Origin of the sequence: Chryseobacterium gossypii (genome assembly GCF_041361455.1) — a bacterium.
In the GTDB taxonomy this organism is placed as follows: Bacteria; Bacteroidota; Bacteroidia; order Flavobacteriales; family Weeksellaceae; genus Chryseobacterium; species Chryseobacterium gossypii.
The window spans coordinates 26,459-51,542 of the sequence record NZ_JBGCUR010000001.1 but is presented as its reverse complement, the minus strand read 5'-3'; the positions used below and the strand labels follow the sequence as shown (position 1 = coordinate 51,542).

At 39.1% G+C, this 25,084-nt stretch carries 26 protein-coding genes; 12 read left to right on the top strand and 14 right to left on the bottom strand.

What is annotated here, in order from left to right; genetic code table 11:
- Positions 1 to 162: 162 nt before the first annotated feature.
- From ABMQ40_RS00270 to ABMQ40_RS00255, 4 genes are all read left to right on the top strand, one after another.
- A complete protein-coding gene (locus tag ABMQ40_RS00270; RefSeq protein WP_370895336.1) occupies positions 163 to 777 on the top strand; it encodes a hypothetical protein in 615 nt (204 codons plus the stop codon).
- A gap of 92 nt (positions 778 to 869) precedes the next feature.
- Positions 870 to 3,245, top strand: coding sequence for a TonB-dependent receptor domain-containing protein (locus ABMQ40_RS00265; protein WP_370895334.1), 2,376 nt, complete (start codon positions 870 to 872; stop codon positions 3,243 to 3,245).
- 75 nt (positions 3,246 to 3,320) lie between these two features.
- Positions 3,321 to 4,145 (top strand): helix-turn-helix domain-containing protein, encoded by an 825-nt coding sequence (locus ABMQ40_RS00260; RefSeq protein WP_370895332.1) that lies wholly within the window; start codon positions 3,321 to 3,323, stop codon positions 4,143 to 4,145.
- A 73-nt stretch (positions 4,146 to 4,218) separates the two neighbouring features.
- Positions 4,219 to 4,824, top strand: a complete 606-nt coding sequence (locus ABMQ40_RS00255) for an NAD(P)H-dependent oxidoreductase (RefSeq protein WP_370895330.1) — start codon at positions 4,219 to 4,221, stop codon at positions 4,822 to 4,824.
- Positions 4,825 to 4,936: 112 nt separating this feature from the next.
- Here the strand turns inward: ABMQ40_RS00255 and ABMQ40_RS00250 are convergent, their stop codons facing one another.
- On the bottom strand, positions 4,937 to 5,965 hold the full coding sequence (locus ABMQ40_RS00250; RefSeq protein WP_370895328.1) for a lysylphosphatidylglycerol synthase transmembrane domain-containing protein: 1,029 nt from the start codon (positions 5,963 to 5,965) through the stop codon (positions 4,937 to 4,939).
- Positions 5,966 to 5,968: 3 nt separating this feature from the next.
- Positions 5,969 to 6,319 (bottom strand): aspartate 1-decarboxylase, encoded by a 351-nt coding sequence (gene panD / locus ABMQ40_RS00245; RefSeq protein ID WP_370895326.1) that lies wholly within the window; start codon positions 6,317 to 6,319, stop codon positions 5,969 to 5,971.
- Between the two features lie 398 nt (positions 6,320 to 6,717).
- Here panD and ABMQ40_RS00240 point away from each other — a divergent pair, with 398 nt between their 5' ends.
- Entirely contained in the window at positions 6,718 to 7,008 is a 291-nt protein-coding gene (locus ABMQ40_RS00240) for an HU family DNA-binding protein (RefSeq protein ID WP_084085334.1), read from the top strand.
- Between the two features lie 73 nt (positions 7,009 to 7,081).
- Here ABMQ40_RS00240 and pdxH read toward each other — a convergent pair whose 3' ends face one another.
- The gene (gene pdxH, locus ABMQ40_RS00235) at positions 7,082 to 7,723 is read right to left on the bottom strand and encodes a pyridoxamine 5'-phosphate oxidase (RefSeq protein WP_370895323.1); all 642 of its coding nucleotides are present in this window, start codon (positions 7,721 to 7,723) and stop codon (positions 7,082 to 7,084) included.
- A gap of 23 nt (positions 7,724 to 7,746) precedes the next feature.
- Here pdxH and ABMQ40_RS00230 point away from each other — a divergent pair, with 23 nt between their 5' ends.
- Positions 7,747 to 8,298, top strand: a complete 552-nt coding sequence (locus tag ABMQ40_RS00230; RefSeq protein WP_370895321.1) for a YqgE/AlgH family protein — start codon at positions 7,747 to 7,749, stop codon at positions 8,296 to 8,298.
- 324 nt (positions 8,299 to 8,622) lie between these two features.
- Here ABMQ40_RS00230 and ABMQ40_RS00225 read toward each other — a convergent pair whose 3' ends face one another.
- From ABMQ40_RS00225 to ABMQ40_RS00180, 10 genes are all read right to left on the bottom strand, one after another.
- Complete coding sequence (locus ABMQ40_RS00225; protein WP_370896124.1) at positions 8,623 to 9,375, bottom strand: aminotransferase class IV; 753 nt, start codon at positions 9,373 to 9,375, stop codon at positions 8,623 to 8,625.
- A 134-nt stretch (positions 9,376 to 9,509) separates the two neighbouring features.
- On the bottom strand, positions 9,510 to 9,896 hold the full coding sequence (locus ABMQ40_RS00220; protein ID WP_167023321.1) for an START-like domain-containing protein: 387 nt from the start codon (positions 9,894 to 9,896) through the stop codon (positions 9,510 to 9,512).
- A 189-nt stretch (positions 9,897 to 10,085) separates the two neighbouring features.
- On the bottom strand, positions 10,086 to 11,261 hold the full coding sequence (locus tag ABMQ40_RS00215) for an aspartate aminotransferase family protein (protein ID WP_370896122.1): 1,176 nt from the start codon (positions 11,259 to 11,261) through the stop codon (positions 10,086 to 10,088).
- 260 nt (positions 11,262 to 11,521) lie between these two features.
- Positions 11,522 to 13,261, bottom strand: coding sequence for an OstA-like protein (locus tag ABMQ40_RS00210; RefSeq protein ID WP_370895319.1), 1,740 nt, complete (start codon positions 13,259 to 13,261; stop codon positions 11,522 to 11,524).
- A gap of 3 nt (positions 13,262 to 13,264) precedes the next feature.
- The gene (locus tag ABMQ40_RS00205) at positions 13,265 to 13,738 is read right to left on the bottom strand and encodes a Fur family transcriptional regulator (RefSeq protein WP_002976876.1); all 474 of its coding nucleotides are present in this window, start codon (positions 13,736 to 13,738) and stop codon (positions 13,265 to 13,267) included.
- 67 nt (positions 13,739 to 13,805) lie between these two features.
- Positions 13,806 to 15,800, bottom strand: coding sequence for a KUP/HAK/KT family potassium transporter (locus tag ABMQ40_RS00200; RefSeq protein WP_370895316.1), 1,995 nt, complete (start codon positions 15,798 to 15,800; stop codon positions 13,806 to 13,808).
- A 111-nt stretch (positions 15,801 to 15,911) separates the two neighbouring features.
- Positions 15,912 to 16,892: a pyruvate dehydrogenase complex E1 component subunit beta gene (locus tag ABMQ40_RS00195; protein ID WP_370895314.1), complete on the bottom strand. Its 981-nt coding sequence runs from the start codon at positions 16,890 to 16,892 to the stop codon at positions 15,912 to 15,914.
- A 110-nt stretch (positions 16,893 to 17,002) separates the two neighbouring features.
- The gene (locus ABMQ40_RS00190; RefSeq protein ID WP_370895312.1) at positions 17,003 to 17,422 is read right to left on the bottom strand and encodes a DUF2147 domain-containing protein; all 420 of its coding nucleotides are present in this window, start codon (positions 17,420 to 17,422) and stop codon (positions 17,003 to 17,005) included.
- Positions 17,423 to 17,552: 130 nt separating this feature from the next.
- Entirely contained in the window at positions 17,553 to 18,413 is an 861-nt protein-coding gene (locus tag ABMQ40_RS00185) for a lysylphosphatidylglycerol synthase transmembrane domain-containing protein (protein WP_370895310.1), read from the bottom strand.
- Positions 18,400 to 19,347: a glycosyltransferase family 2 protein gene (locus ABMQ40_RS00180; RefSeq protein ID WP_370895308.1), complete on the bottom strand. Its 948-nt coding sequence runs from the start codon at positions 19,345 to 19,347 to the stop codon at positions 18,400 to 18,402. The genes ABMQ40_RS00185 and ABMQ40_RS00180 overlap by 14 nt, the downstream gene beginning before the upstream one ends.
- A 97-nt stretch (positions 19,348 to 19,444) precedes the next feature.
- Here ABMQ40_RS00180 and ABMQ40_RS00175 point away from each other — a divergent pair, with 97 nt between their 5' ends.
- Complete coding sequence (locus tag ABMQ40_RS00175; RefSeq protein WP_370895306.1) at positions 19,445 to 21,055, top strand: ArnT family glycosyltransferase; 1,611 nt, start codon at positions 19,445 to 19,447, stop codon at positions 21,053 to 21,055.
- Between the two features lie 66 nt (positions 21,056 to 21,121).
- Here ABMQ40_RS00175 and ABMQ40_RS00170 read toward each other — a convergent pair whose 3' ends face one another.
- On the bottom strand, positions 21,122 to 21,811 hold the full coding sequence (locus ABMQ40_RS00170; RefSeq protein WP_370895304.1) for a hypothetical protein: 690 nt from the start codon (positions 21,809 to 21,811) through the stop codon (positions 21,122 to 21,124).
- Positions 21,812 to 21,859: 48 nt separating this feature from the next.
- Here ABMQ40_RS00170 and ABMQ40_RS00165 point away from each other — a divergent pair, with 48 nt between their 5' ends.
- The 5 genes from ABMQ40_RS00165 to ABMQ40_RS00145 all read left to right on the top strand — a co-directional run bounded on the left by ABMQ40_RS00165 (position 21,860) and on the right by ABMQ40_RS00145 (position 25,042).
- Positions 21,860 to 22,573: a CDP-alcohol phosphatidyltransferase family protein gene (locus tag ABMQ40_RS00165; protein ID WP_370895302.1), complete on the top strand. Its 714-nt coding sequence runs from the start codon at positions 21,860 to 21,862 to the stop codon at positions 22,571 to 22,573.
- Positions 22,574 to 22,643: 70 nt separating this feature from the next.
- The gene (locus ABMQ40_RS00160; protein ID WP_370895300.1) at positions 22,644 to 23,408 is read left to right on the top strand and encodes an exonuclease domain-containing protein; all 765 of its coding nucleotides are present in this window, start codon (positions 22,644 to 22,646) and stop codon (positions 23,406 to 23,408) included.
- Positions 23,409 to 23,410: 2 nt separating this feature from the next.
- A complete protein-coding gene (locus tag ABMQ40_RS00155) occupies positions 23,411 to 23,812 on the top strand; it encodes a putative signal transducing protein (RefSeq protein ID WP_370895298.1) in 402 nt (133 codons plus the stop codon).
- A 127-nt stretch (positions 23,813 to 23,939) separates the two neighbouring features.
- A complete protein-coding gene (locus ABMQ40_RS00150) occupies positions 23,940 to 24,545 on the top strand; it encodes a fumarylacetoacetate hydrolase family protein (RefSeq protein ID WP_370895296.1) in 606 nt (201 codons plus the stop codon).
- A gap of 59 nt (positions 24,546 to 24,604) precedes the next feature.
- Positions 24,605 to 25,042 carry a universal stress protein gene (locus ABMQ40_RS00145; RefSeq protein ID WP_370895294.1) on the top strand — a complete coding sequence of 146 codons (438 nt, stop codon included), beginning with the start codon at positions 24,605 to 24,607 and terminating at the stop codon, positions 25,040 to 25,042.
- The last annotated feature ends 42 nt before the right edge of the window (positions 25,043 to 25,084 follow it).

Below are 25,084 nucleotides of genomic sequence, written 5' to 3'. Positions count from 1 at the left end.
GGCTTACGTGAGTAACCGGTACCCATATATATTTAAATCCTTTAATTTTAAAGGATTTTTTCTTTCATACAGAAGCATTGATAAACATAATATTATCTCTTCCCTGTATGTGAAATTTTCGCTACCTTAGTTCAGAAAATATTGAAAAAACAGGCTAATATTATGGCAGAAGGACTTTATTTCATCAAAACCAATCCTGTTGTCGCAAAGATCAATTTGTACAATAAACTCTGCCGTGAGGAAGACCATATACTTACCTTCCTTGATATAAATAAAACAAGCCTGGAAACGGTGAAAGACAAAATAAAAGAAGGTATTGAAAGTCTTACAGGTGAAGAGCTTTTACAGCTTTTTTCATGGTTTAATGATCAGTACAGCCCTGATCATGAGGAAGTGAAAACCCAGCTCTTCATCAATGGGATAGATCTATTTTATGAGCTTCTTTCAAAAGAGACCATTCAAGACTTCCAGCAGATTCTTGCCGATTATGAAAAAAGTTCCGGAAAAACACTAAGCTACATTTCTGATTCCGAAAACTTCAATAATTTTCTGATCTATGGAATATTTTATACCGGAATGGGGAAAAAAGAAGAGAACAATATCCTTTCAGATCTTTTACAAAAGGATCATCAGGCCCTGTATTCCCTTGCAGAAAATCAATTTCAGCTGAATCCTGCTCAGGGAACCGAGAGCCCTGAAATTCAGAAGCATTTTGCAGAGCTTTATGATTCGACCAAATTTTACAAAGGTTCCGTCATTAAACTGCATACCCGTTAAAATAATACATCATAATAAAAAATCAATCGGATTATTTCACATGTTCATGTAATATTTTACCAACACCAGATGTCATAAGGTAAAATATTAATATGAATCCAAAGATACTTGTTCTTTTAGGTCTTGTCTCCTCCTCATGTATTTTTGCCCAGAGCATTGAAGGGATCATTACGGATAAAGAAAATAAACCTACTGCAGAAGCCGAAATCCTTGTCACGAAAGATCAATATAAGTTTTCTGCCATCACAGATGAAAACGGGGTGTTTAAAATACCTGTTAAAGAAAACGGGAATTATACACTGGAAATCATCAAAGACGGAATAAAGACAAACAGTGAGTCTGTATCTATATCCGGAAATACGAAAAAAGATTTCCAGATAAAAGAGCTTCCCGCCGCATCGGAACAAAAAATAGAAGGCGTTACGATAACTGCCCGGAAAAAGCTTTTTGAAAGAAAGGTAGACCGATTGGTTTTCAATGTAGAAAACTCAGTGGCCTCACAGGGGATAGATGTTGTGGAGGCTCTGGCAAAAACCCCGATGGTACGTGCAACGGATGATGCAATCTCTATTGCGGGGAAAAGTGATATTGCCGTTATGGTAAATGACAGGCTTCTTAACTTATCCGGCCAGGAGCTCATTAATTACCTGAAAACTTTACGTTCTGATGATATCGCAAAAATTGAAGTGATCACCACTCCGCCGGCAAAATATGAAGCGGAAGGAAAAAGCGGGCTGATTAACATTATCCTCAAAAAAAATACCAGCTTAGGATGGAACGGATCTTTGCAAACCTCCGGAAGCTATTACTATAACAGGCCTACCGTTTCCACACGAAGTGGAGCCAGCTTTAACTATCAGGGAAATAAAATTTCCCTTACAGCCAATTTGTCCGCAGGTGACAATTATTGGGAAAACACTTCTTACAATTACCTGTCCGGAGCTTCCAATTACTGGAATACGGATACCCGGAATTACAACAACTACAAATACAAAGGCGGCAACTTAAAGGCTGAGTATAAGATCAATGATAAAAATCTTGTAGGGATCAGCTATAATTATTCATTCAGCAATCCTCTCGAGCAAGCCTACAACCGCTCCACCATTTTTAATGAGGAAGGACTTCTTGAGGTTTATTCAGACAACAGGAACAAAAACCGGAGGAACGTTCATAATACCACCGCCTTTTATGATGTGAAGCTTGACAGTGCGGGAAGCAAGCTGAGCCTTTCTGCCAATTTAATGATCAATAACTCGAATGCCAGAAATTTTTATAATACGGTTACTGACAATACCATTTCCACGTTCACCAATCCGGTCAGCAAATACAGAATTTATTCAGGGCAGGCGGACCTTGAAAAGAACTTTACCAAAATAAAGACGGAAGCCGGATTGAAATATACCAGGATCAAAAATGATTCTGAATTTAATTTTTTCAACATCGAAAACGGGCAATTTATCATCAACACAGACAGAACCAACACTTTCCTGTATAATGAGGAAAATTATGCGGCCTATGCCTCGGCAAATTATAAGATCAATGAGCAGTGGGATGCCAAAGCAGGTCTCCGTTATGAGTACACCACACTGGAAGGGATCTCGCTGAATGACAATTCATCGGCAAAAATCAATTACGGGAAATTCTTCCCTACCGCTTATATAAGCTATAAGCCTAATGAAAACAACGCTTTTTCCCTTAACTACTCACGAAGGATCACCAGGCCTTATTTCGGAAATCTTAACCCTTTCAGATACTATACTTCTGAATTTGAGTACAGCACAGGAAATCCTTATCTGCTCCCTGCTTTTTCAGATAACTTTGAGTTCGGATATGTGCTTAAAAATAACCTGAACATTACTTTATATTACAATTACAATAAAGATAACTGGGACAGGATACAGGTTCTGGAAGGTAATACCAAATACAGTATTGTAAAAAACTTTTATAATGAAAATCAGGCAGGAATCAATATCAGCTATAATTATAACAAGCTGAAATGGCTGGAATCCAATATCTTCGTGAATGGATTTTACGCCAAATCCAAGTCTTATCTCCCTGAAGCGGTGGCTGCACCGGCAGGATATGGTGCCAATCTGAATATTGATAACAATTTCTTTCTCAATAAGGACAAAACCGTTACCTTAATGCTTGGTATCTGGGCAGATCTTCCCAACAGGGACGGAAATACTTACTATTATTCGAACGCTTCTGTCTATACGGGTTTTAAGCTGAACCTGATGCAGAAAAAGCTGCTGATCAATCTGTACCTTAATGATATCCTGAATACCAACCGCTGGAAAGGAGTGGAATATTACCCGGATTATGATGTGCAATATGGTGGTAAAGGGATTACCAGAAACGTATATCTGTCCGTAACCTATAAATTCGGGAACAATAATATACAGGGAGCTACAAAGCAAATAAAGTTTGAAGAATCCAGCAGGGCCGGAGGAAACGGAAGCAATTAAAACCTGCCATTGGATGATCTGGTTTTTAGGATCTTTACATGAAAATAAGTATCTTTAACTGTTAAAAATCCTGACTTGTCTGTACAAGAACCTGAATATCAACAGCACAGAATTTCAGTTCCGAAGGAATTTGAAAGCATATTCTCACATTTTTATTTTGCCGGAAATTATTCCGGATATCCTGTCACCAAAACATTATTGCCTTCCTACCAGACTATTTTACTGTTTTGTTTTGGAGCAGCCGCTTCTATGACAACAAGAGAGAAAACCACCGTGACTGTTGATAAATGTATTATTTTTGGTCCGATCAGGCATGCCTTTGAATATACCTTACCTCCAGGAACTTCTATTCTGGTGGCCAATTTTCAGGGTGATGCCTTCTTCCGTTTCTTTGGGAAGATCACTACTCCCAGGGCTACAGCAATACATCCTGATGAGCTTGTAACGGAGAATTGCTTCACGGATTTATGGTATCAGCTTACCAAACTAAACAAGCCGACAGAACAGGTAGACCACATTCTTGAATTTTGTAAGCCTTATCTTCAAAACCAGGAAAACACTTCCCGGCTTTTAAGCACTTTTGATGGGAAAAACCTCAACCCGATTAAAACTATCGCTGAAAAGACCGGCCAAAGTGAGAGAAATATCCAGCTTAAACATAAAGAGCAATTCGGATATTCCGCAAAAGAGATAAACCGCTATAACCGCTTTTTAAAGGCAGTCAGAATGATTGAAAGGGAAATCGGGAAGCACGGCAAGGTGGAGTGGTTCAGCATCATTCATGCGTGTAATTATTATGATCAGAGCCAGCTTATCCATGATTTCAATTATTTTATGAACATTTCCCCTTCCCGATATCTGAAATTCCAGCAGGATATCTGTAACCCCGCATCTGAATAACCATTCGTTTTCTTACAATTTTTACGGAAAAAGCTGTTCTACTTTTGTCACATAAACTAAAAAAAGCAGAACAATGAAACATTTAATTATCTATGCACATCCCAATGAAAACAGCCTGAACCATTGTTTACTGGAAACTGTTACGGAAAGTCTCCAGGCCGAAGGTCATGATACAGTAGTCAGGGACTTAAACGCATTGAATTTTAATCCTGTTTTATCTCTTGAAGACATCCGGGGCCAGAGGATGGGGAAGGTTTCAGAGGACGTTAAAACCGAACAGGACCTCATTTCATGGGCGGAACATATCACTTTTATCTATCCGATCTGGTGGACGGGAATGCCTGCTATCATGAAAGGCTATATCGACCGTGTATTCAGCTATGGTTTCGCTTACCGCTATGATCAGGGCATACAGAAAGGCCTGCTAAAGGGAAAACAAGTCGTCATTATCAATACTCATGGAAAATCTCATGAAGAATATGAGCGTATCGGCATGGATAAAGCGCTTTCCCTTACTTCTGACAAGGGTATTTTCAGCTATTGCGGATTTGAGATCAGGCAACATTTCTTCTTTGACAAGGCTGATAAAGCCACTGCTGAAGATCTCGTCATCTGGAAAGAACAGCTTAAAGACACTTACCTGATGCCAGATCCCGAGGTAAGCAGACAACAGGCATAAGAATAGGAATACATCATTGTCCGTTTGGCAGCTCTTATAGCCATTTGTCTCTGGAAAATGATACTTCTTAAATCCGGCCTGGCCGGATTTAATATTTTAAAAACCGGTCAGATCAGCCTTCAAATTCCTGCTGCGCAACAACTTTATTTCTGGCCCTGGCCAGCATTGGTATTGAGATCAATCCCATTACGAGCATAATCAGAATCTGTAAAGGCAAAGAAATAAAGGAATAGGTAAGCCCCATTTCCCCCCCTAGCTCGGCACTTTTTCCCATAGAAATAAACAAGGCCATAAAGCCATACTTCATCGCCAGGTTAAAGGCTCCGATCCCTCCGCTCGCCGGAATGATCATTCCCAGCGTACCTACCACAATGATGAAAAAGCCATCGGAAACAGTAAGGTCAGAAGTTTCGGGAAGGGCGAAGCATACCAGATATGCTGCAAAATAGTAGGAAACCCAGATTCCTACCGTATACATAATAAATTTGCCTTTTTGCCTCAGTTTAAATACAGAGGTCAGCCCCTGGAAAATACCATCTATGAATCCTATGATCCTGCCAAGGAAAGGAATACCAGCCAATCTTTTCTTAAGTACAAAAAACAGCACTGTACAGGTGATCAATACCAGAAAGGCAATTAAAATCTTATTGGGATTGATGTCCACCCGGGAGTTTCTGTAAAATGATAGGATCGCATCATATTTAAAAATAAAGGTCAATCCCAAAAAGCCCAGCATACACAACAGGTCGACCACTCTTTCCAGGATAATGGTGCCGAAAGATTGGTCAACAGGAACTTTTTCCACCCCATACAGCGCGGTAGCCCTTGCTACTTCCCCACTCCTGGGGATCGTCAGATTCATCAGGTATCCGAAAGAAATAGACCAGAGCGCATTGGAACTGGAGATTTTGTGACCCATTGGCTCCAGCAGCAGATTCCACCGTATGGCCCGGAACCAGTAGGCCAGAATCCCGAAGCAGGCTGCAAAAATAACCCAGAAATAATTGGCCTTGGCCAGAGACTTCTGTATAACTTTGAAATCCAAACCCTTAAGGGCCAGCCATAAAAAAAAGCCTGCAAAAGCAAGCGAAATTACTATTGTAAGTATTGATTTTAAAGGATTCGTAGATTTATTCTCCATGAACTAGGTAAGAAGATTTGTTTTTTCATCCGGAAAAACGATTTTTGGCTGGAAAGTCTTTGCTTCTTCAGGGGTCATCTGAGCATAAGCGATGATGATGATGATGTCATCTTTCTGTACTTTCCTGGCGGCAGGCCCGTTCAGACAAACTTCTCCCGATTTTCTTTTACCTTTAATAACATAGGTGTCAAAACGTTCCCCGTTATTAACATTTACGATATAAACCCTTTCTCCAACCACCAGACCGGCGGCGTCAATAAGGTCTTCGTCTATCGTGATACTCCCAATATAGTTTAGGTCTGAAGCCGTAACCCTTACCCTATGAATTTTAGACTTAAAAACTTCTATTAACATACTGCAAATTTATTAATAAAAATTTACAAAACAGGCTTTTAAAATGATTTTAAACCAACAGATACTCAGGAGTTTAATTTTGTTAAATGTAATTTTTTTGAATTTTACTTATAAATTCTACAACCATATCGTGAAAACTGTTAATACTTCATATGAAATTCAGAATTTAATAAAATTAAAAAATAATATCCTTCTTTTGCTAAAGCCAATACAGATAAGCATTTGGCATGATTTTAGTAACGTGTAACCTAGATTTTTCGTGAAAATTCAAATTATCATATTTTAACCGTTTTCTTGAAAAAGCAAAAAAATTGCACAAGTTTTAATAAAAAAATTGCACAATTAGAAAATTGTATTATATTTGCTATAATTACGAACTAACTTTAATATTAAAAATTATGAACAAGTCTGAATTAATCGACGCTATCGCAAAAGATGCAGGAATCACTAAAGTTGCAGCTAAAGCTGCTCTGGAGTCTTTCATTTCTAACGTTACTACTACTTTAAAGAAAAAAGATGGAAAAGTTTCTTTAGTAGGTTTCGGTACTTTCTCAGTTGCTGAGAGAGCTGCAAGACAAGGTATCAACCCTGCAACTAAAAAACCAATCAAAATTGCTGCTAAAAAAGTTGCTAAGTTCAAAGCTGGAGCTGACCTTTCTAACGCAGTTTCTGGTGTGAAGAAAAAATAATCGTTCAGATTAAAAAACCAGAAGGCTGTTTCTTGCGAAACAGCCTTTTATTTTGATCGAGCATTGGCAGCTTTTAAGGAGCCAAACGGGAGATCTTCCAGTCTAAGCCTTCCAGCTGATATATTATCCTGTCATGAAGCCTGTTAGGTCTTCCCTGCCAAAATTCTATTTCATAAGGTCTGGCAATATAGCCTCCCCAGTTTTCCGGTCTTGGAACTTCACTATTTTCATATTCCTTTTCCAGCTCGGTCAGTTTTTCCTCTAAAAACTCCCGGTTTGGAATAACCTGGCTTTGAGGCGAAACCACTGCTCCAAGCTGGCTTCCTTTCGGCCTTAGATGGAAATACCCGTCACTCAGATTTTCGGGAATCCTTTCCAGATCGGCTTTAATGATAATCTGCCTTTCCAGGTTCGGCCAAAAGAAATGGAGACAGGCTTTATGGCTCTTCTCAATGGATCTTCCCTTCCTGCTGTCATAATTAGTATAAAAGATAAATCCTTCATGGGTATATGCTTTCAGCAAGACCATCCTGGTACGTGGGCACCCATCATCTTCCGGCGTGGAAACCGCCATGGCATTGGCTTCAGAAATATCCGGACTTTCGCTGGCTTCCAGATACCAATCCCTGAATTGTTCCATCGGATTTTGTTTGATCTCACTTTCAATGAGTTGGGATTTCTCGTACACTTTTCTTTTGTCGTGCAGGTTTTCCATAAAAATTTTTATTAAATTTGAGTATGAATTACTCATACAAAGGTAAAATATTAATTTCCACACCTGACATTTCCGGCGATATTTTTTCCAGATCGGTAGTATTGGTCATTGAGCATAGCGAACAAGGTGCATTTGGTTTAATATTGAATAAGAAAAATAACCAAATGAGTAGCAAGTTCAAAGATTTTTTTGATTTCAAAATTGAAGTATATGACGGCGGGCCGGTGGAAAACGACAAAGTGTTCTTTATTATAAAAGGTAAAAAAAAGGTTACTGAAGTATACACCGAAATAACGGATGAATTTTACCTGACCGAAGATATTGAAAACATCATCAGTGCCATCCTGAACGGAGAACTGAAAATCCATGATGTAAAGATCTTTTCCGGATATTCCGGCTGGTCTCCTTTACAGCTGGACAATGAAGTCCAACGAAAAATGTGGACGGTAGTGGATGTTTACAACCTGGATTATACACTGCCAAATGACCAGACACTCTGGAAATCGATCATGCAAAACCTCGGAGGAGAATACCTGCTTTGGGCTAATTCCCCTGAAGACATTTCCTTAAACTGACCGGATCCCGAGATTCAAAAGGTAATTAAATTAACAAATTTTAAGATAGCATTAACCAATTTTTAGGAAAGAATTTCCGTTATTTGATAAACCAAAATTTCAATACAATGAAAGGACTTAAACTACTGATACTACATTGGTTTCCAAGATTATCCCAGACCTTACAACCTGTATATATTAAGCCGGATTATAAAAGAAAGAAGAATTGCTTATAATAGGCAGAAGCTTTTTTGCCTGTTAATAACAATATATTTCTGATCATTCAGAATAAAACCCGGTAAAGGACTTTTGGAACTTTGTTGTTTACCGGGTTTGTCAAATTTTTTAGAAACTTTTTTTCCAATTTTCCACCATTTCTATAAAGCGGGAATTTTCAAAAGTTTTGTTCCTTATTTTACCTACAGAAAATATGCCTTTCTCATCGGAAATCAGTAAAATCTCTTCTGCTTTCTGGGATTCGAAAGCAATGATCTCATGTTCCTGAATGTCAGCAAGGTTATTTTTATGTAAAAAAGTTACGAAATTTTCCATTAGGGGAGAAATGTAAGCTCCTTCCGACTGTTTCGGGACTTTGATCACGTTTCCTTCCAGGAATAAAAGGTTTCCCGTGGTGGTACGGGCAATTCTCTTATTAGGGTTAAGCAAAATAACATCGTCCAGATCGTTTTCCTGGGCGTAGATTTCGCCATAAATATTCTCGGGGCAATGAACCCTTATATTACTCAATAAATTGTTATTTACATTGATCTCTTTGATGAGATCAAGCTCCAGAGGTCTCTGATGTACCGTAAGCACATCTTCTTTTTCCTCAACCTCATAAAAATAGGAAACCGATGATCTTGACAGGGTCATCTGGTCAGAATTCCTGAAAACCTGGAAATTGATAATTCCGTTTTTTATACCTTTTCCATCGATAACTTCTTTCCGGAAGAGCGACTGGAAAAATTCCAGCGTATAGGTCAACGGAATATTCATCCTCATTTTCCTCATGGAAGCCATTAAGAAAAAATAGCATTCTTCATCTATAATAAGCCCGCTATTTCTGATAAAAAAAGAAACTGTAACGGCATCTCCCATCAGAAATGCTCTGTTCCTGCTATTTAATTCGCCTGATGTAAAATATTCGTTCTTCAATTTAGATCTGATTATTTAAAAAAAATAATGAACGATAAATCGTTCATCAGTTTATTATTAATACTGCTGTCTCTACATTAAGCCGCCCCTAGTTTTATTCTAAGATTTTCTATAAGGTTTTCCCAGTACATTGCGTTTTCTTCTTCATCCCCTTCTTCACAGAAATCTGTTATATTCAGGGATAAATCTTCGGTAATATCGTCTATTACGATAGTCATCTCAAAGAAGTTTTTGGTTCCTTCATCTTCTTCCCATCTGAAACGTACGAAACCTTCAGGCTTATATCTAATAAGAGTTGCCTTCTCAGCAGGCCCTCCTCCCCAGCTAAAATAGAAATCATCACCTTTCTCAGTTACCTCATCCGCAAACCATTCAGATAATCCCTCCGCAGTTGCCAGATATTCATATAAAATCTCTGAAAGACAATGCATTGGAAATTCATAATGGACTTTATGTTTCGCCATATAATCTTTGTTTTTATCGTCCCGCAATATATAAATTAATTTTTTTATTACACAAAAATGTATTTACTTTTTTATATAATCCATATGATATTTATCAGAATTTTTTAAATAAATGTTTAAGAATAAATCTGCTCTGAATCTCCCCGATATTAAGCAAAAATCTCTTCAGTTTTTGAAGAGATTCTTTATTTAATTTTCATTTAAAACATCCAATATAATCTGACATCCTTTTCTGATTTCATCAAGAGAAAGTGTAAGAGGTGGTGAAATTCTCAGATATTCATTCCTGTAAAGCTGCCAGAATACGATCAGCCCCTTTTCCATACATTTTTTAGCCACTTCCAGAGTATAGTCGGGCGATCCCAGGTTAACAGCCAGCATAAGCCCTTTTCCATTGATATTTTTAATTTTAGGATGCACCAGAAGGTCTCTGAATAACTTTTCTTTTTCCTCCACTTCATCCATTAAACCACTTTCCAATACTTCTTTCAATGTAGCATGGCTGGCAGCCGCGATCAGGGGATTTCCTCCAAAGGTTGTGATATGTCCCAGCTTGGGTGAATGTGACAGTGTTTCCATGATCTCCCTGGAGCTCATAAAAGCTCCCACAGGAACGCCTCCCCCCATTCCTTTACCCATTACCAGAATGTCTGGAACGATCCCGAAATGCTCAAAAGAAAATAATTTTCCGGTCCTTCCGAAACCCGGCTGGATTTCATCCAGGATCAGGAGTGCCCCTACTTCTTCACATCTTTTTTTCAGCTTTATCAGATAGTCTTTATCCGGAACCAGGAATCCTGCGGCGCCCTGAATGGTTTCCATAATCACACAGGCCGTTTTTTCCGTAATTTTATCAAAATCATTTTCATTATTGAAGTCGATAAAGCTTACCATTGGCAGTAAGGGACGGAATTCTCTTTTATGGGTTTCATTTCCTGAAACGCTTAATGCACCGTGCGTATTGCCGTGATAAGAATTTTTAAAAGAAACTATTTCTTCTCTTCCGGTATATCTTTTGGCCAGCTTCAGGCTTCCGTCAATAGCTTCTGCACCACTGTTCACCAGATAGGTAATCTCAAGGGGATCCGGAGTGGATTCCGCCAGCAGCCTGCATAAGGCTACCGGCTTTTCCTGCGCATATTCTCCATACACCATTACATGGAGGTATTTATCGGCCTGCTCTTTAATTGCGTTGACCACTTTAGGGTGGGAATGTCCCAGTGTATTGGCAGAAACTCCGGCCACAAAATCAAGATATCTTCTGCCGTCTGTTCCATAAATATAGTTTCCATCCGCTTTTTCAACCTCAAAACCTGCTGCAAATTTTGTAGTCTGTGCCTGATAGGTAAAAAAATCTTTTTGCATTTCCATTCAGTGAAAAAATTTCAGCAAAGCTAAAAAACATTCATCAAATGCCGAAATTATACTGATAGAATAAAAAAATACTCTTGATAAGACATTCAAGGCTTTTTTACGGCGACAAGCTATCAGATCACCACAGGAATACAGAGCGGTAGTAATGCAGCGCCAGACCTTATATCTAAAAATGCATCTACGACAAAAAAAAGCTGTTTCATTGATCTGAAACAGCAATTATGTTTGTAATTCATTTCTCATCTGTCAGACTATCTTCTGACTCTTTTAGGTTTTTTGGCCTCTTCTTTGGCTTTTTCTTTTTCTATGGCCTCCTGGGCTTTGTTATAAAGTGTATTATCCGCCTCGTACTTTATTTCTTCATAGTTAGGAGAATCCACCAGAATGTCCTGCCATTTCCGGATTCTGTCTCTGGTATTCCAGTTGAAGTCCGGAAACTTTCTTTTGGAAGGTTCTATCATACTCATCGGATAGGTATCTGAGTTTGCACCTATACTGCATGAAATAATCTGCAATGCTTTTTCTTCAAACAAAGCTCCGATGATCCCGCAGGTAGAGAGTGTAATTCCTATCCTTTCAGGTTTTCCGGTCTCCTTGTTCTCGTCATCGACATATACAATAGACTGCGCGTTGCCTATTACTTTCGCCTCTTTTATATTGTTATTCTGATAATAAACAGTCATCAGCTTCCCTTTCACCTGGTTAAATTCATCCTTGAGGTTTAGCGAATCCACCTTGCTGATAGCGAAAGCGTTTCCTATCACTTTCAGAGAGTCCAGGTCCTGGGTTTCCGTATTGAAATAAGCTTCCACTTTATCTCCTGTGACCTGTTTTTCACCGCTCCAGAGGTATGGTTCCGTAAACATATGCATGACACCGTCTGTCTCATTGAAAGCTATAGAATCTGCCCTTCCCTGGGCATTGGATTTATAAAATCTTGCCTTTCTGAAAGCTCTTAAGAAGCTTTTCTTAACAGTTGCATCCAGTGAGTCCGGCCTCTGGTAAGAAATAATTTTCTCTGAGGCAAAATAAATGGAATCTTTTTCAAGGATCTTTACCGCATAAGGATTTTTAGTCATCATGGCAGAATCCTTCTTTTCAAAGATTTCTCCATAGCCTCCTTTGATGTATCTTTTCTCCGGCGGATCATCCAAAGTCACATTACCGGTTGCAGTCCCGAAACCAGTGATCTGGTTGTAATACATATTGTCTCCCGTAAGAATCTTGTCATTATAGAAGATCCTGGAATTTTTATTGAGATAGGCCTCCTTGGTATTCATTTTATAGGTTCCCCTTTCGGTATAAACCCTGTTTTTGGGATTTTTACGGTTGGTAATGGTAGTAGGCCCAAAGAATTCAGCAACTTTTGTGTTTTGATTTTGCTTGATATTGGGTCCTTCCACAATATAATCAGGGCTGTCAATTTTCACATCTCCTACAAAATCAATCAGCCGTGTATCCAGAAAATAAGTAGCTGCCTTGGTATACATTACATTCTGCCCATCGGTAATGACTCCTCCTGTATTAAAATAGGCCTGGTTTGAAAGCCTGTCATAATACAAGATATCCGTTTTGATCGTTTGTTGAGGATCAGTAAGTACTACATTTTTCCTGGCAACCCCTTTCTGGGTGTTCGCATCATACTCCATCTCACCGGCGGTAATTACGGAGCCGTCGGTATTCTGAAGCTTTGTATTCCCAATGGCTTTTACGAAGTTCTCCTGATCATAAAGCACCACTTCATCTGCAGTGAGTATAGAGCCTTTATGCTCAATCTTCACATTTCCCACCAGGTAGCGGTTACCATCATATTTCTGATCTTTTCTGATTTCATCAGCATTAAGGATATGAACCCTTTCTGAAGGATCTATCTGAGGCGGAGGTGTATTTTTAACAGGATTTTGTAAATAGGGATCCCGTTGCACAGGCTTTTGGTCTTGCGCAAAAGTGATCGTTGAGATTAAAACTAACAGAACAAAAATCAGTCTCATTGATTAATCATTCTTAGTGCCATAAAAATATAGCGAATGAGAATCAATTTTTACGCCAAATGCTTCTTCAATTGCTTCTTTAATCCCCTGAATTCTAGGATCACAAAACTCTATGATTTCTTCAATTTCCTTATCCGAATCTTTTTTGTAGATCACCAGATGGTCATGCTGTTTATCAAAATAAGACTTCTCATAGGAAGAAGAAGTAAGGGTTTTTTCTCCGAACTGATGCTTACGGATCAGGCCTGCATCAAGGAATATCTCAATAGTATTGTATATGGTAGCCTTGGAGACATGATATTTTTTCTGCATCATCAGGAGATACAGATCATCTACATTAAAGTGATGATCCATATTATAGATCTCTTCTAATATTGTATATCGTTCAGGAGTGTTTCTGAAACCTTTTTCCAATAAATAGTTCCTTAAAACATCTTTGATTAGAGCAATATTTTTTTCTTTTTGTATCGTATCCATCAATAAAATTATCTACAAATTTATTGAATTTTATTTAAATAAATATTGCCCTGCCATGTTAAAGAATTTAACTATTGTGACGGATAAATTCACATTGCTCTATGCGGTTCCCTGCTACGCATTCTTCCGTCATAGGTGCAGATTCCACCACTACATTATGGGAGGTAACACCCCAGGCCTTGAAATCATCGCTGCCAATATATTTAACAAAATTGTAGATATTGAGGATGATTTTCTCCTTTACGGTAAGTAATATATCATTGATATAGGTATTATCTATGATTACATACTTAAGATCAGGCGGAACGTTGTGGGCCCTCAATGAAGGATGGCTGCTTCGGGAAGGAATGGTTCCGTCCGCCATTAAATCTTTTAAGACCATATCAAAATAATCATTGATCCTTCTGTCTATTTTAAATCCTAAAAGGAAATTGATCTTATAGATGGTTCCCGGCAATACCTCATCCACCGTATATTTAAAAGTATACGGGTCCTCCTGGTTGACAATGTTCAGGATGAAATAATGATCGGCTCTTTTAGGCTGCTTCTTAATAATGGAATAAATGATCTTTGATTCTATTTCGTCATTTCTTTTAGCCCTGCTCAGATAGGCCAGATTAGTCGCATATTTGGGGATGGTTTCATCAAGCTTCATATCCTTGATGATCGGAATATAATTTTCAAGCTTGATAAACTTAATAAATTTTGTCTTGATCAGTCTTCCGTTATACCATGCATACATACAAACCCCGATAAAGCCTCCCAAAACAACGGTGATCCAACCGCCTTCCATGAATTTTATGATATTGGCGCTGAAGAATCCCAGCTCTATTGCCATATATACCAGGGCAAAAACCAGAATCAGGATTTTATTAACCCTGTGTTTCAGCAGCCAGAAAACCAGTAATACTGTGGTCATCAGCATGGTTACCGTAATAGACAGCCCATAAGCAGCCTCCATTCTGCCCGATTCCCTGAAATGAAGAACGACAATAATGCAAAAGATCAAAAGCCCCCAGTTAATTCTGGGAATATACATCTGCCCCTTTACGCCTGAAGGATAATCGATTTTCTGGTTCGGCCATAAATTAAGCGACATCGCTTCCGAAAAAATGGTAAATGACCCTGTGATCAATGCCTGGCTGGCGATGATGGCTGCGGCCGTTGCTAAAATTACTCCCGGTACAATCATCCATTCTTCCATAATTCCAAAGAACGGGTTCACTACTGAACCTCCCAGATTTCCGTAATTTTCCAAAAGCCATGCACCTTGCCCGAGGTAATTTAAAATCAGCATGATCTTCACAAAGCCCCAGCTTACCCTGATATTTTTAGCCCCGCAGTGTCCCAGATCCGAATAGAGCGCTTCTGCCCCCGTTGTACAAAGGAAAACTGCTCCAAGGATTACTATTGCACTTGGCGAATTAACAATAAGTTTATAGGCATAATAAGGGTTGAATGATCTCAGGATCTCAAAATTTTCGCTAAGGTGAGACAATCCGAGCCCACCCAGAACCAAAAACCAGATAACCATTACAGGCCCGAAGAATTTCCCGATAAAACTTGTTCCAAACTGCTGAACAAAAAAAATGACTATTAAAATACCAATGGTAATAGGAACAACCGGTGTGTGAGGATTATAAATCTGTAAACCTTCAATCGCAGACATCACGGTAAGCGAGGGAGTAATCACTCCATCAGCAATAAGTGCAGCGGCACCGACAATGGCGATAAGGTAGAGCCATCTTTTTTTCAGGTTCTTGACCAGGGAAAAAAGTGCCAGGATACCTCCTTCTCCTTTATTATCTGCCCTTAAAGCTATGATAACATATTTTATGGTTGTCTGAAGGGTCAGTGTCCAGATAATGCAGGAAAGAGCCCCTTCGATATATTCATTGAAAGGCATTCTGCTGCCCCCGTCTCTTGCATTTACAATCGCTTTCATTACGTAAAGCGGTGAAGTACCAATATCCCCGAAAACAATTCCAAGAGAAACCAAAACTCCAATAAAAGAAAGCTTTTTTATGTCAAAATGATGACCGCCTTCTGTAACTTCTGCCATATCAGCTAATTTAATTTTAAAAGCGCAAATTTAAATCAAATTTACAACCCCATGAACTTTTCCTCATGAATATAATAAATGGAAAAACTTCCTTTCGGAAGTTTTTCTCTATTATTTAACGTACATTGCTTTTTTAATCTCTTCTTTTACTTTTTCAAGTTTAGGGAACCATTCCGCAAATAAGGCAGAAGAATATGGTGCAGGAGCATCAGGAGTGGTAATTCTCTTGATTGGCGCATCCAGATAATCAAATGCTTTCTGTTGAACCATATAGGTGATTTCAGAAGCTACCGAACCAAATGGCCAGGCTTCTTCCAATACAACCAGCCTGTTCGTTTTCTTTACAGACGCCAATACAGTGTCATAATCTAAAGGACGAACTGTTCTAAGGTCGATCACTTCCACGGAAATTCCTTCTTTAGCCAGATCTTCAGCGGCCTGGATAGCCAGCTTCATAATTTTACCGAAAGAAACCAGGGTAACATCTTTACCTTCTTTTTTGATGTCTGCCTTTCCGATCGGGATATAATACTCTTCATCAGGGATTTCCATCTTATCCCCGTACATCTGCTCAGATTCCATGAAGATTACCGGGTCATTATCCTGGATAGCTGTTTTTAGCAATCCTTTCGCATCATAAGGATTGGAAGGAACAACCACCTTAAGGCCCGGGCAGTTTGCATACCAGCTTTCAAAAGCCTGGGAGTGTGTAGCACCCAACTGACCTGCGGAAGCTGTAGGACCCCGGAAAACGATCGGGCAGTTCCATTGTCCGCCGCTCATCTGGCGGATCTTGGCAGCGTTATTGATAATCTGATCAATTCCTACCAATGAGAAATTGAAAGTCATAAATTCTACTATAGGTCTGTTACCATTCATTGCTGCACCTACCGAGATTCCGGCAAAGCCAAGCTCTGCAATAGGGGTGTCGATTATTCTTTTAGGACCAAATTCATCCAGCATTCCTTTTGAGGCCTTATATGCACCGTTATATTCTGCAACTTCCTCTCCCATCAGATAGATGGATTCGTCTTTACGCATTTCCTCGCTCATTGCCTGTGCAATTACCTCACGAAAAGTATATTCTGCCATATTTTTTTGAAAAATTTAGAGTACAAAAATAGTGTTTTTTTATGATACACCTACAAAAACGGCATTTCATTTAAATGAAATGCCGTTTACTTAAATTTTATTTAACATGACTAATTTACTTTCGTCCAGGTCTGGGTCCTGCCGATCACCGACAGACCGAAGTATCCTCTTACATTCAGCTGATCGCCGTTCCTTGTAATGGTACATTTATAGGTTTTACCTGTTTTAGGATCTGTAATCGTTCCTTTTGTAAATTCATTGCCTTCTTTCACCAATCCTCTGATAATTTCCAGCCCTAAAATAGGTTTTCCCTTACGGTCTCCCTTACATTCGGAACAGTTGGGGTCAGCCGGCTTTATCAGCAGCTGGCTTATTTTACCGTAATATTTACCATCAGATTTCTTAAAGATCTCCACAATAGATTTCGCCTGCTTGGTTTCATCATCTATTGTTTTCCATTTCCCTTCTATTTGTGCAAATGTAATTGTGCTGAACAGGGAAAGGACCAATGTTAATAATAATTTTTTCATATGTATTGCCTGTTTAATTCCAATAAAATATTTCTGTTGTCTATTTGTTAAAAATATAAATTAATTTGACACAAACAAAAATTTTTATTATACGGAACATATATTACAATACATATACCAAATTCCTGAACTAAACATCCTGAAGGCGCACAGAGAATCTTCTGATCTGAAACCCGATCCCGATCAGAGCAACAATAGCCGTAATAAAAGAAAACAGCATCGCCGTAGAGACCGAAATATCCGAATCAAACGTAAAATATTGGGCCGCTTTCATAAAAAGCCACTCGCGGACCCCGATTCCGGAAAAGGAAATGATACTGAGAACAGCGCTGATCAAAAATACGATGAAATAGATCCAGGCATCTTCCCTGACCTGTGTAAATGATCTTAAAATGAAGTAAATGGATAATAGCTGAAGCAGCTGGACACTTAGAGAATACAGGAAGGTTTTGTAAAAGATCCTTTTAAATTCAGGAAAAAACCTCGACAATAATAGTTTTGCAATAAGCACCGAGAGGATCACTGCCGGAATGATCAGCAATTTCCAGAATCCCTCAAGAAGAGGAAATGCAAGTAGTTCCGTCAAAACCACAATGGCCAGCAGGCCGGAAAGCCTGTCACAAAAAACAGACTTCGTGAGTTTCTTAGCGCTCCATTTAAATTCTTTGTTCAGCAGGTATACCTTGTAGGCGTCACCTCCTATCCCTCCCGGAATGAAAAAATTATAAAACATCCCGATCAGATACAGTTTCAGGTTGTCAATTTTATTTATAAAAAAATGATTCGCATAGAAATATTGCAGTAATCTCTGGGAAGAGATAACCTGGGAAGCTACGAATGTAACCAGGGCAAGGATCAAAAGATAATATTTACTGGTTTTTACGAGCTCCAAAATATCAGAAAAAGGAACCTTCCTAAAAACAAAATACAGCAAAAGCAAACTGATGCCGATCTTCAGAAAGGTAATAAGGATTTTCTTAGTTTTTTTCAAAAGTGGTCACTTTACGGATATTGAACGGACGTTTTTTCTGGGATTCATAATAGGTTTTCATCAGCAGATCTATAATGATTCCCGTTGTAAACAGCTGAATCCCTACAAAAACCAAAAGGATCCCTAAAATCAGCAAAGGCCTCCCTCCAATGGAATGACCCAAAATTTTAACGATAAGGAGGTAGAAATTGATCAGCATCCCTAAGGCAAAGGCTACAATACCTATATTCCCGAATAAATAGATCGGTTTCTGAAGGTATTTCTGGTTAAAGAGCAAAAGGATAAGGTCATTAATCACTTTGGTTGTCCTTCCGATCCCGTATTTTGAAACCCCGAACTGCCTGGCATGGTGTTTTACCGGCACTTCCGCTATTCTGGCCCCATTGATATGCGCATGAAGTGTAATAAATCTGTGTGATTCCCCGTAAAGATCAAGATTTTTCGCAGTCTCACTGGTGAAAACCTTTAAGGCACAGCCATGATCTTTTACATTGAGCTTTGTTGTTCTCCGTATGATAAAATTGGCAACTTTGGAAGGAAATGTCCTCAGAAGGTTATCCTGTCTTTTCTGCCTCCTTCCGATAACGAGATCATATCCCCCCTGATCCATTTTGTCCACCATCATCGGGATATCGGTAGGATCATTCTGCATATCCCCATCCATCGTGATAATATAATCTCCTGTAGCATAATCAATCCCCGCCATCAGCGCCGAGCTTTGTCCATAGTTTTTTTTAAGCTCGATCAGCACCACATTCGGGGCAGCGATATCCCTGATCACCTTCACTGTTTTATCCGTGGAGAAATCATCCACCAGGATCAGTTCGTAATGATAGTTCTTAAGAACATTATCAATAGCGGATATAAGCAGTGGCGCATTTTCTTCTTCATTATACAACGGAACCACAATAGAATAAAACTTGTCGGAATTCATACGTTTAAATATTGGGCAAAGATAATTAATTTAAGATTCTGTAAATATATTTAAGCGATCGAATGCGGCATTTAAATATCTTTGCAAAAATTTACTCATGAAAAGCCAGAAACAATTATACTATTTATTACTTTCTGTAAGCGCAATATTGCTTTTTGCGCATTTAGGGAAATTATATGTAGATATCATGGAGGCCAGAAATTTTGTTTCTGCCAGGGAAATGGCAGATGAAGGAAATTGGATTTTCACCACAATGAACGGGCTGCCCAGATATGAGAAGCCTCCTTTGCCAACGTGGCTCAGCGCATGGATGGGAGAGATTTTCAGTTTCGGAAATATCGGGGCGCTCAGGTTTCCGGCTGCCTTGTCATGCTTCCTGCTGGTCATCTATTTTTACAGGATCGTAAATTTTCTGTCTAATAATGCGCGTCTTGCTTTTATTTCTTCAATGGTTTTAGTGACTAATTTTCTTGTGATCTATGTCGGAAGAAGGGCAAACTGGGACATTTACAGCTATAGCTTCATGGTAATAGGGATCTATTACTTTATTCTGGCTTTAAAGAAGATCAAAACCATTCCGAATTACCTGTTTGCCGGAGTATTGTTCGGGCTTTCGGTTCTAAGTAAGGGACCTACGGGTCCTTACGTCCTGCTTATCCCGTTCTATATCGGCTATATCATTGTTTTTGGCTGGCCAAAATGGAAGGAGATCAGGGGAATAGCTCTTTGTGCGGCAATAACCGTCTTAACAGGTTTTTCCTGGTATATCTATATTTACCTGGCCGATCCGGAAACCTTCCTGGCCATCATGGAAAAAGAAGCTACGGCAAGAGGGAACCGTGATGTGAAACCTTTTACAAGATATCTGAGTTTCCCTGTACAGACAGGCGTATGGGTTTTATACAGTGTTATAGGCCTCATTTTCCCGATGATCAGAAAAAGGACAGACCAGCCTAAGGTTTATATGCTTTTCTTTTACTGGACCTTATTTTCATTGATCCTGTTATCACTGATCCCTTCCAAAAAAGAGCGCTACCTTTTTCCCATGATGGTTCCTCTGGCAGCTACTACAGGCTATTATCTTTATTATCTTTTCCAGAACCTGCAACTAAAAAAATGGGAACTGAACCTGAATAAGATCATTTTCACAATTCTTGCGGTGGTATCTCTGGGTATTGCTGCCGGGGTTTATTTTTTACCTTTGAGCATCACTGTTTATACTGTGCTGTTCTCAATTGCTGCACTGGCTGCAGCGGTGGGGTTGCTGTATTTCGTTTATAAAAAGAAAAATTTTGAGAACGCCTTTTACGCTGTAGTTGTCTTAATGGTCGCTACCGGGATTTTTGGTATTCCGGTTTTAGATAAGATGCTGAGCAACAATAAAGATATCAAAAGTTTAACCCATATTAAGGAAAGGATTCATCGTGAGAATTCAAGGTTGTATACCTATGCGGAATATTCCCCAGAAGTGTGGTTCAAATACCAGGAGCTTATGCCTGAAATAAAGGCAGAGGATCCCAAAACATACCCTAAGGAAAGGGAATTCTATATTGCAATGAACACCAATGATCCCGGTTTCCGGAAAACGCTGGAAAACCTCGGATGGAAGCTTACTTATATCGATACCTTTGATGATAATGAGGAAGCTCCTCCTTCCAAAAACTATTCGGAAAGGAAAATCCATTACGTTTATAAAGTTATAAAATAAAAAAGGAGGCTGGCCAAATGGCCAGCCTCCTTTTTTGGCTATTCCGACACGGATGTTCCGGCATGATTAAGCCTGTTTATGGATGTTCTCTACCGAGAAGATCTGCTTAACATTTAAAGGGTTATAGACAATAAGGAACATAATAAGGGCAAATGCATATTCCCATATCTCCCATTTTCTGGAATGGTCAATCGGCAGTAAAATCAATGCGGTAACGATAAGAAAAATGATGATATGAACAGGTCTTGCCACTGAAATCCCGAATTTATCCAGCAGCACCCTGATCCATTGCACTTTGTTCCACACAATCGGTAATACGATAAAGTATATCCCGAAGCAGATGGACATCAGATTTGAAAAAATAAGCTTGTTCAGCTTCACGTCCCCTACCACCATATTATGCAGGTTGGTTTCCTGCTGCGCATTGTTTTCTTTGAAAAACTCCGAAGATTGTATATGGAAGATCCTTTGTCCCCATGAAATTTCCTCTCCTCCTCCGAAAAACAATCCTACGGCCATCAGAAGCACACCTACTTTCCACCAGATCCCATAATATTTCTGATATTTAAAAAACTTTATGATCAGCGTAAAACTTGTTAAAAACAGGAATATAGAAGTAAGATTCTCGTAAAAACCGTCTTCCTGAACCAGATATTCAAAATACGAAGAATCTGTAAAGAATACGTATATTGCAAAAATAACGGTGAGCAGGAGAACCACAGAGATTATTCTCTCTACTAAGCTTAAATTTTTCATAAAGCAAATATAAATAATTCTGATATTAAATTTCTTACTTTTGTAGGTATGAATTTCATTAAAAATAATTTGGCCAACCTGATCACATTGGGCAATCTTTTTTCCGGATGTATAGGGGCAATTCATCTTATTTCAGGTGATTATCAGATTACCGCCGTCTGTATTCTGCTTTCTCTGGTTCTGGATTTCTTTGACGGATTTGTGGCGAGGGCTTTAAAATCTAATTCCAGTCTGGGGATTCAGCTGGATTCTCTTGCCGATATGGTGAGTTTTGGTTTTGTTCCCGGGCTTACGATGTATAAGATTATGGAACCCTTTGGAAACGGGCTGCAGGGAGTTCATCTGCCTTTTGAAATAAAATATACAGGATTGCTGATCACGCTTTTTTCGTGTTTAAGACTGGCCATCTTTAATCTGGATGAGGAACAGAAATATTATTTCAAAGGATTGAATACCCCTTCTAATACTATTCTGATTTTCGGGCTCTATTATGCCTTCATGGAACAGCAAAGCTTTGCGTTTCTTTTCAACAATGCAATGATTCCGGTTATTCTGACCTTCATTTTATCCTGGCTGCTGGTAAGCCCGGTCAGAATGATCGCTATGAAGTTCAGGTCGATGAAATTACAGGATAATTATCCGAAACTGGCGTTATTGGCAGGGTCCGTTATTATTCTGGCTGTTTTTAAGACTGCCGGGATTCCGATGGTGATTATTTATTACATTTTCATATCGGTCATATTTCAGAAACAACTTAAATGATTCAGGAGTTCGGGTTAAATACTGAGCGCTTAACCGACTCATCACTTATAATTAATAATTTATACTAAAAATGAACTTGAAATTACATAAACCGCTTTGTATCTTTGACCTGGAAACTACAGGAACGAATATAGGAAGAGACCGGATTGTCGAGATCTGTATCTTAAAGGTATATCCTGATGCCTCCAGAGAAAGCAGGACATGGCGTATAAATCCTGAAATGCCGATCCCCAAGGAATGCAGTGAAATCCATGGGATCTATGATGAGGATGTAAAAGACTCCCCTACATTCAGGGAAATTGCCCCGAAGATTATGGAAATGCTTTCCGGATCGGACCTGGGAGGCTTTAATTCCAACAGATTCGATGTTCCGCTTTTAGCCGAAGAACTCCTGAGAGTAGGGATTGATTTTGACTTGAGCAAATTCAGGCTTGTGGATGCCCAAACCATTTTCCATAAAAAGGAACCAAGAAACTTAAGTGCTGCCTACCAGTTCTACTGTGGAAAAACATTGGAAAACGCCCACTCTGCTGAGGCTGATGTGCTGGCAACATTTGAAGTGCTGGATGCACAGGTGGGAAAATATGATGATATCCCCAATGAAATCGGCCCTTTAAGCGAATATACCTTCCATAATAAGCATGCCGACCTGGCCGGATTTATCGGGTATAATGAGAAAATGGAAGAAGTATTCAATTTCGGTAAGTACAAAGGGCAATGTGTAAAGGTCATTTTCCAGAAAGATCTGGGCTATTTCGGGTGGCTTCAGAATGCGGAATTTCCTCTTTATACGAAGAAAGTTTTCACCAAGATACAATTGTCCTGTAAATTTTAAATATGTCGAATCTTGTCCGCTTTAAATTTTATGAAACTGCTCTCGAAGCCAACAGGGATAAACAGATCCTGGCAGAAAACGGCATCAACAGCTTCATAGCCAATGAGCAGCTTATTCAGTCGGACTGGCTTCTTTCCCAGGCAGTAGGAGGAATACAGCTTCAGGTATTTGAGGAAGATATGGAAAGGGCGAAGCAGGTACTGCAGGAATATAAAGACAATGAGCAATATTCTCTGGAGGTGGAGCATACTATTGAAAACCCCGACTTCGATTTTGTCTGTCCCCAATGCGGCTCCAATCATATTTACAGGGATGACAGCGCTACAAGCTTCTTTGGTGTTTCCATTCTGAAGAGCCATAAATATATCTGCTATTATTGCGGAAATGAATTTGTACATCAGTAACCATTAAAAATTAATCACGGTCTGCCATATGAATGAGAATCCCTGTACTAAGCAAGATTAGTTATCTTGCGGAATAAGTGGGATTGCTCCGAGCTTCACAGCGGCAGGCATTATAAAAATAGTTATTATGAAAATCATCTGCATAGGAAGAAATTACAGCGAGCATGCAAAGGAACTGGGAAATGATATTCCTGAAAAACCGGTCATTTTTATGAAGCCCGATACGGCGATCTTAAAAGGAAATGATTTTTACCTCCCGGAGTTTTCAAACGATATTCATTATGAGCTGGAGGTGGTTTTAAAAATTTCCAAAGGCGGAAAATATATCCGGAAAGAATCTGCCCACAAGCATTACGACGAGATCGGCCTGGGCATAGATTTTACGGCAAGGGATCTTCAAAGCGAGCTGAAATCCAAAGGGCTTCCGTGGGAACTTGCGAAGGGCTTCGACGGCTCTGCTGTGGTAAGCAGCTTCTTTAAAAAGGAAAATTATGCTCCTGAAAACTTACAGTTTTCATTACTGAAAAATAAAATGAAGGTTCAGGAAGGCAATACAAAAGACATGATGTTTACTTTTGATGAGATCATCGCTTTTGTATCCCAATATTTCACTTTAAGGGTGGGGGATCTTATTTTCACCGGAACGCCAAAAGGTGTGGGAAAGGTTGAAGAAAATGATGTACTGGAAGCTTTCCTGGAGCAGGACAAAATTATTGATATCCGAATATTATAAGTAATTTAACATAAACTCTGACATTTTTTTTATATCTTTAAATATCAAAATTAAAGGTTATGATAAATATTGTATTGCCCGTAGATTTTGGCGATAAAACGGAACAACTAGTAAACGGCGCCATTAAGTTCGCCAAAGAAATTAATGGTAAGATTTATTTAATTCACGTTGCACCTTCGGATATCGGCTTTGCCATCGGTGATATGGGATTTCAATATTTTCCTGAGGTTGAAGAAAATGAGATCAGAGAAGAGCTGGTGCAGCTGAACAAGATCGAGCAGAGAATCCTCGCGCATGATGTGGATTGCGAGCATCTTCTGAAGCAGGGTATTGCCAAGGATATCATCCTGGAATATGCCAGGGCAAAAAAGGCGGATTACATTGTAGTAGGCTCGCACGGAAGAAGTGAGATATATGATGTATTTGTAGGAAGCTTAACCAAAGGACTTTCCAAAAGTTCTGATATCCCTCTTCTGATACTCCCGATTCATGACTAATCATTAATTTTAATCGTTAATAATAAAAAAACCGATCAAGTA

Bases quoted from the DNA above. Each gene is read 5' to 3' on its own strand.
- ABMQ40_RS00270 (WP_370895336.1), top strand. From the start codon at position 163: ATGGCAGAAGGACTTTATTTCATCAAAACCAATCCTGTTGTCGCAAAG.
- ABMQ40_RS00265 (WP_370895334.1), top strand. From the start codon at position 870: ATGAATCCAAAGATACTTGTTCTTTTAGGTCTTGTCTCCTCCTCATGT.
- ABMQ40_RS00255 (WP_370895330.1), top strand. From the start codon at position 4,219: ATGAAACATTTAATTATCTATGCACATCCCAATGAAAACAGCCTGAAC.
- ABMQ40_RS00250 (WP_370895328.1), bottom strand. From the start codon at position 5,965: ATGGAGAATAAATCTACGAATCCTTTAAAATCAATACTTACAATAGTA.
- panD (WP_370895326.1), bottom strand. From the start codon at position 6,319: ATGTTAATAGAAGTTTTTAAGTCTAAAATTCATAGGGTAAGGGTTACG.
- ABMQ40_RS00240 (WP_084085334.1), top strand. From the start codon at position 6,718: ATGAACAAGTCTGAATTAATCGACGCTATCGCAAAAGATGCAGGAATC.
- pdxH (WP_370895323.1), bottom strand. From the start codon at position 7,723: ATGGAAAACCTGCACGACAAAAGAAAAGTGTACGAGAAATCCCAACTC.
- ABMQ40_RS00230 (WP_370895321.1), top strand. From the start codon at position 7,747: ATGAATTACTCATACAAAGGTAAAATATTAATTTCCACACCTGACATT.
- ABMQ40_RS00225 (WP_370896124.1), bottom strand. From the start codon at position 9,375: ATGGGAGATGCCGTTACAGTTTCTTTTTTTATCAGAAATAGCGGGCTT.
- ABMQ40_RS00220 (WP_167023321.1), bottom strand. From the start codon at position 9,896: ATGGCGAAACATAAAGTCCATTATGAATTTCCAATGCATTGTCTTTCA.
- ABMQ40_RS00215 (WP_370896122.1), bottom strand. From the start codon at position 11,261: ATGCAAAAAGATTTTTTTACCTATCAGGCACAGACTACAAAATTTGCA.
- ABMQ40_RS00210 (WP_370895319.1), bottom strand. From the start codon at position 13,261: ATGAGACTGATTTTTGTTCTGTTAGTTTTAATCTCAACGATCACTTTT.
- ABMQ40_RS00205 (WP_002976876.1), bottom strand. From the start codon at position 13,738: ATGGATACGATACAAAAAGAAAAAAATATTGCTCTAATCAAAGATGTT.
- ABMQ40_RS00200 (WP_370895316.1), bottom strand. From the start codon at position 15,800: ATGGCAGAAGTTACAGAAGGCGGTCATCATTTTGACATAAAAAAGCTT.
- ABMQ40_RS00195 (WP_370895314.1), bottom strand. From the start codon at position 16,892: ATGGCAGAATATACTTTTCGTGAGGTAATTGCACAGGCAATGAGCGAG.
- ABMQ40_RS00190 (WP_370895312.1), bottom strand. From the start codon at position 17,422: ATGAAAAAATTATTATTAACATTGGTCCTTTCCCTGTTCAGCACAATT.
- ABMQ40_RS00180 (WP_370895308.1), bottom strand. From the start codon at position 19,347: ATGAATTCCGACAAGTTTTATTCTATTGTGGTTCCGTTGTATAATGAA.
- ABMQ40_RS00175 (WP_370895306.1), top strand. From the start codon at position 19,445: ATGAAAAGCCAGAAACAATTATACTATTTATTACTTTCTGTAAGCGCA.
- ABMQ40_RS00170 (WP_370895304.1), bottom strand. From the start codon at position 21,811: ATGAAAAATTTAAGCTTAGTAGAGAGAATAATCTCTGTGGTTCTCCTG.
- ABMQ40_RS00165 (WP_370895302.1), top strand. From the start codon at position 21,860: ATGAATTTCATTAAAAATAATTTGGCCAACCTGATCACATTGGGCAAT.
- ABMQ40_RS00160 (WP_370895300.1), top strand. From the start codon at position 22,644: ATGAACTTGAAATTACATAAACCGCTTTGTATCTTTGACCTGGAAACT.
- ABMQ40_RS00155 (WP_370895298.1), top strand. From the start codon at position 23,411: ATGTCGAATCTTGTCCGCTTTAAATTTTATGAAACTGCTCTCGAAGCC.
- ABMQ40_RS00150 (WP_370895296.1), top strand. From the start codon at position 23,940: ATGAAAATCATCTGCATAGGAAGAAATTACAGCGAGCATGCAAAGGAA.
- ABMQ40_RS00145 (WP_370895294.1), top strand. From the start codon at position 24,605: ATGATAAATATTGTATTGCCCGTAGATTTTGGCGATAAAACGGAACAA.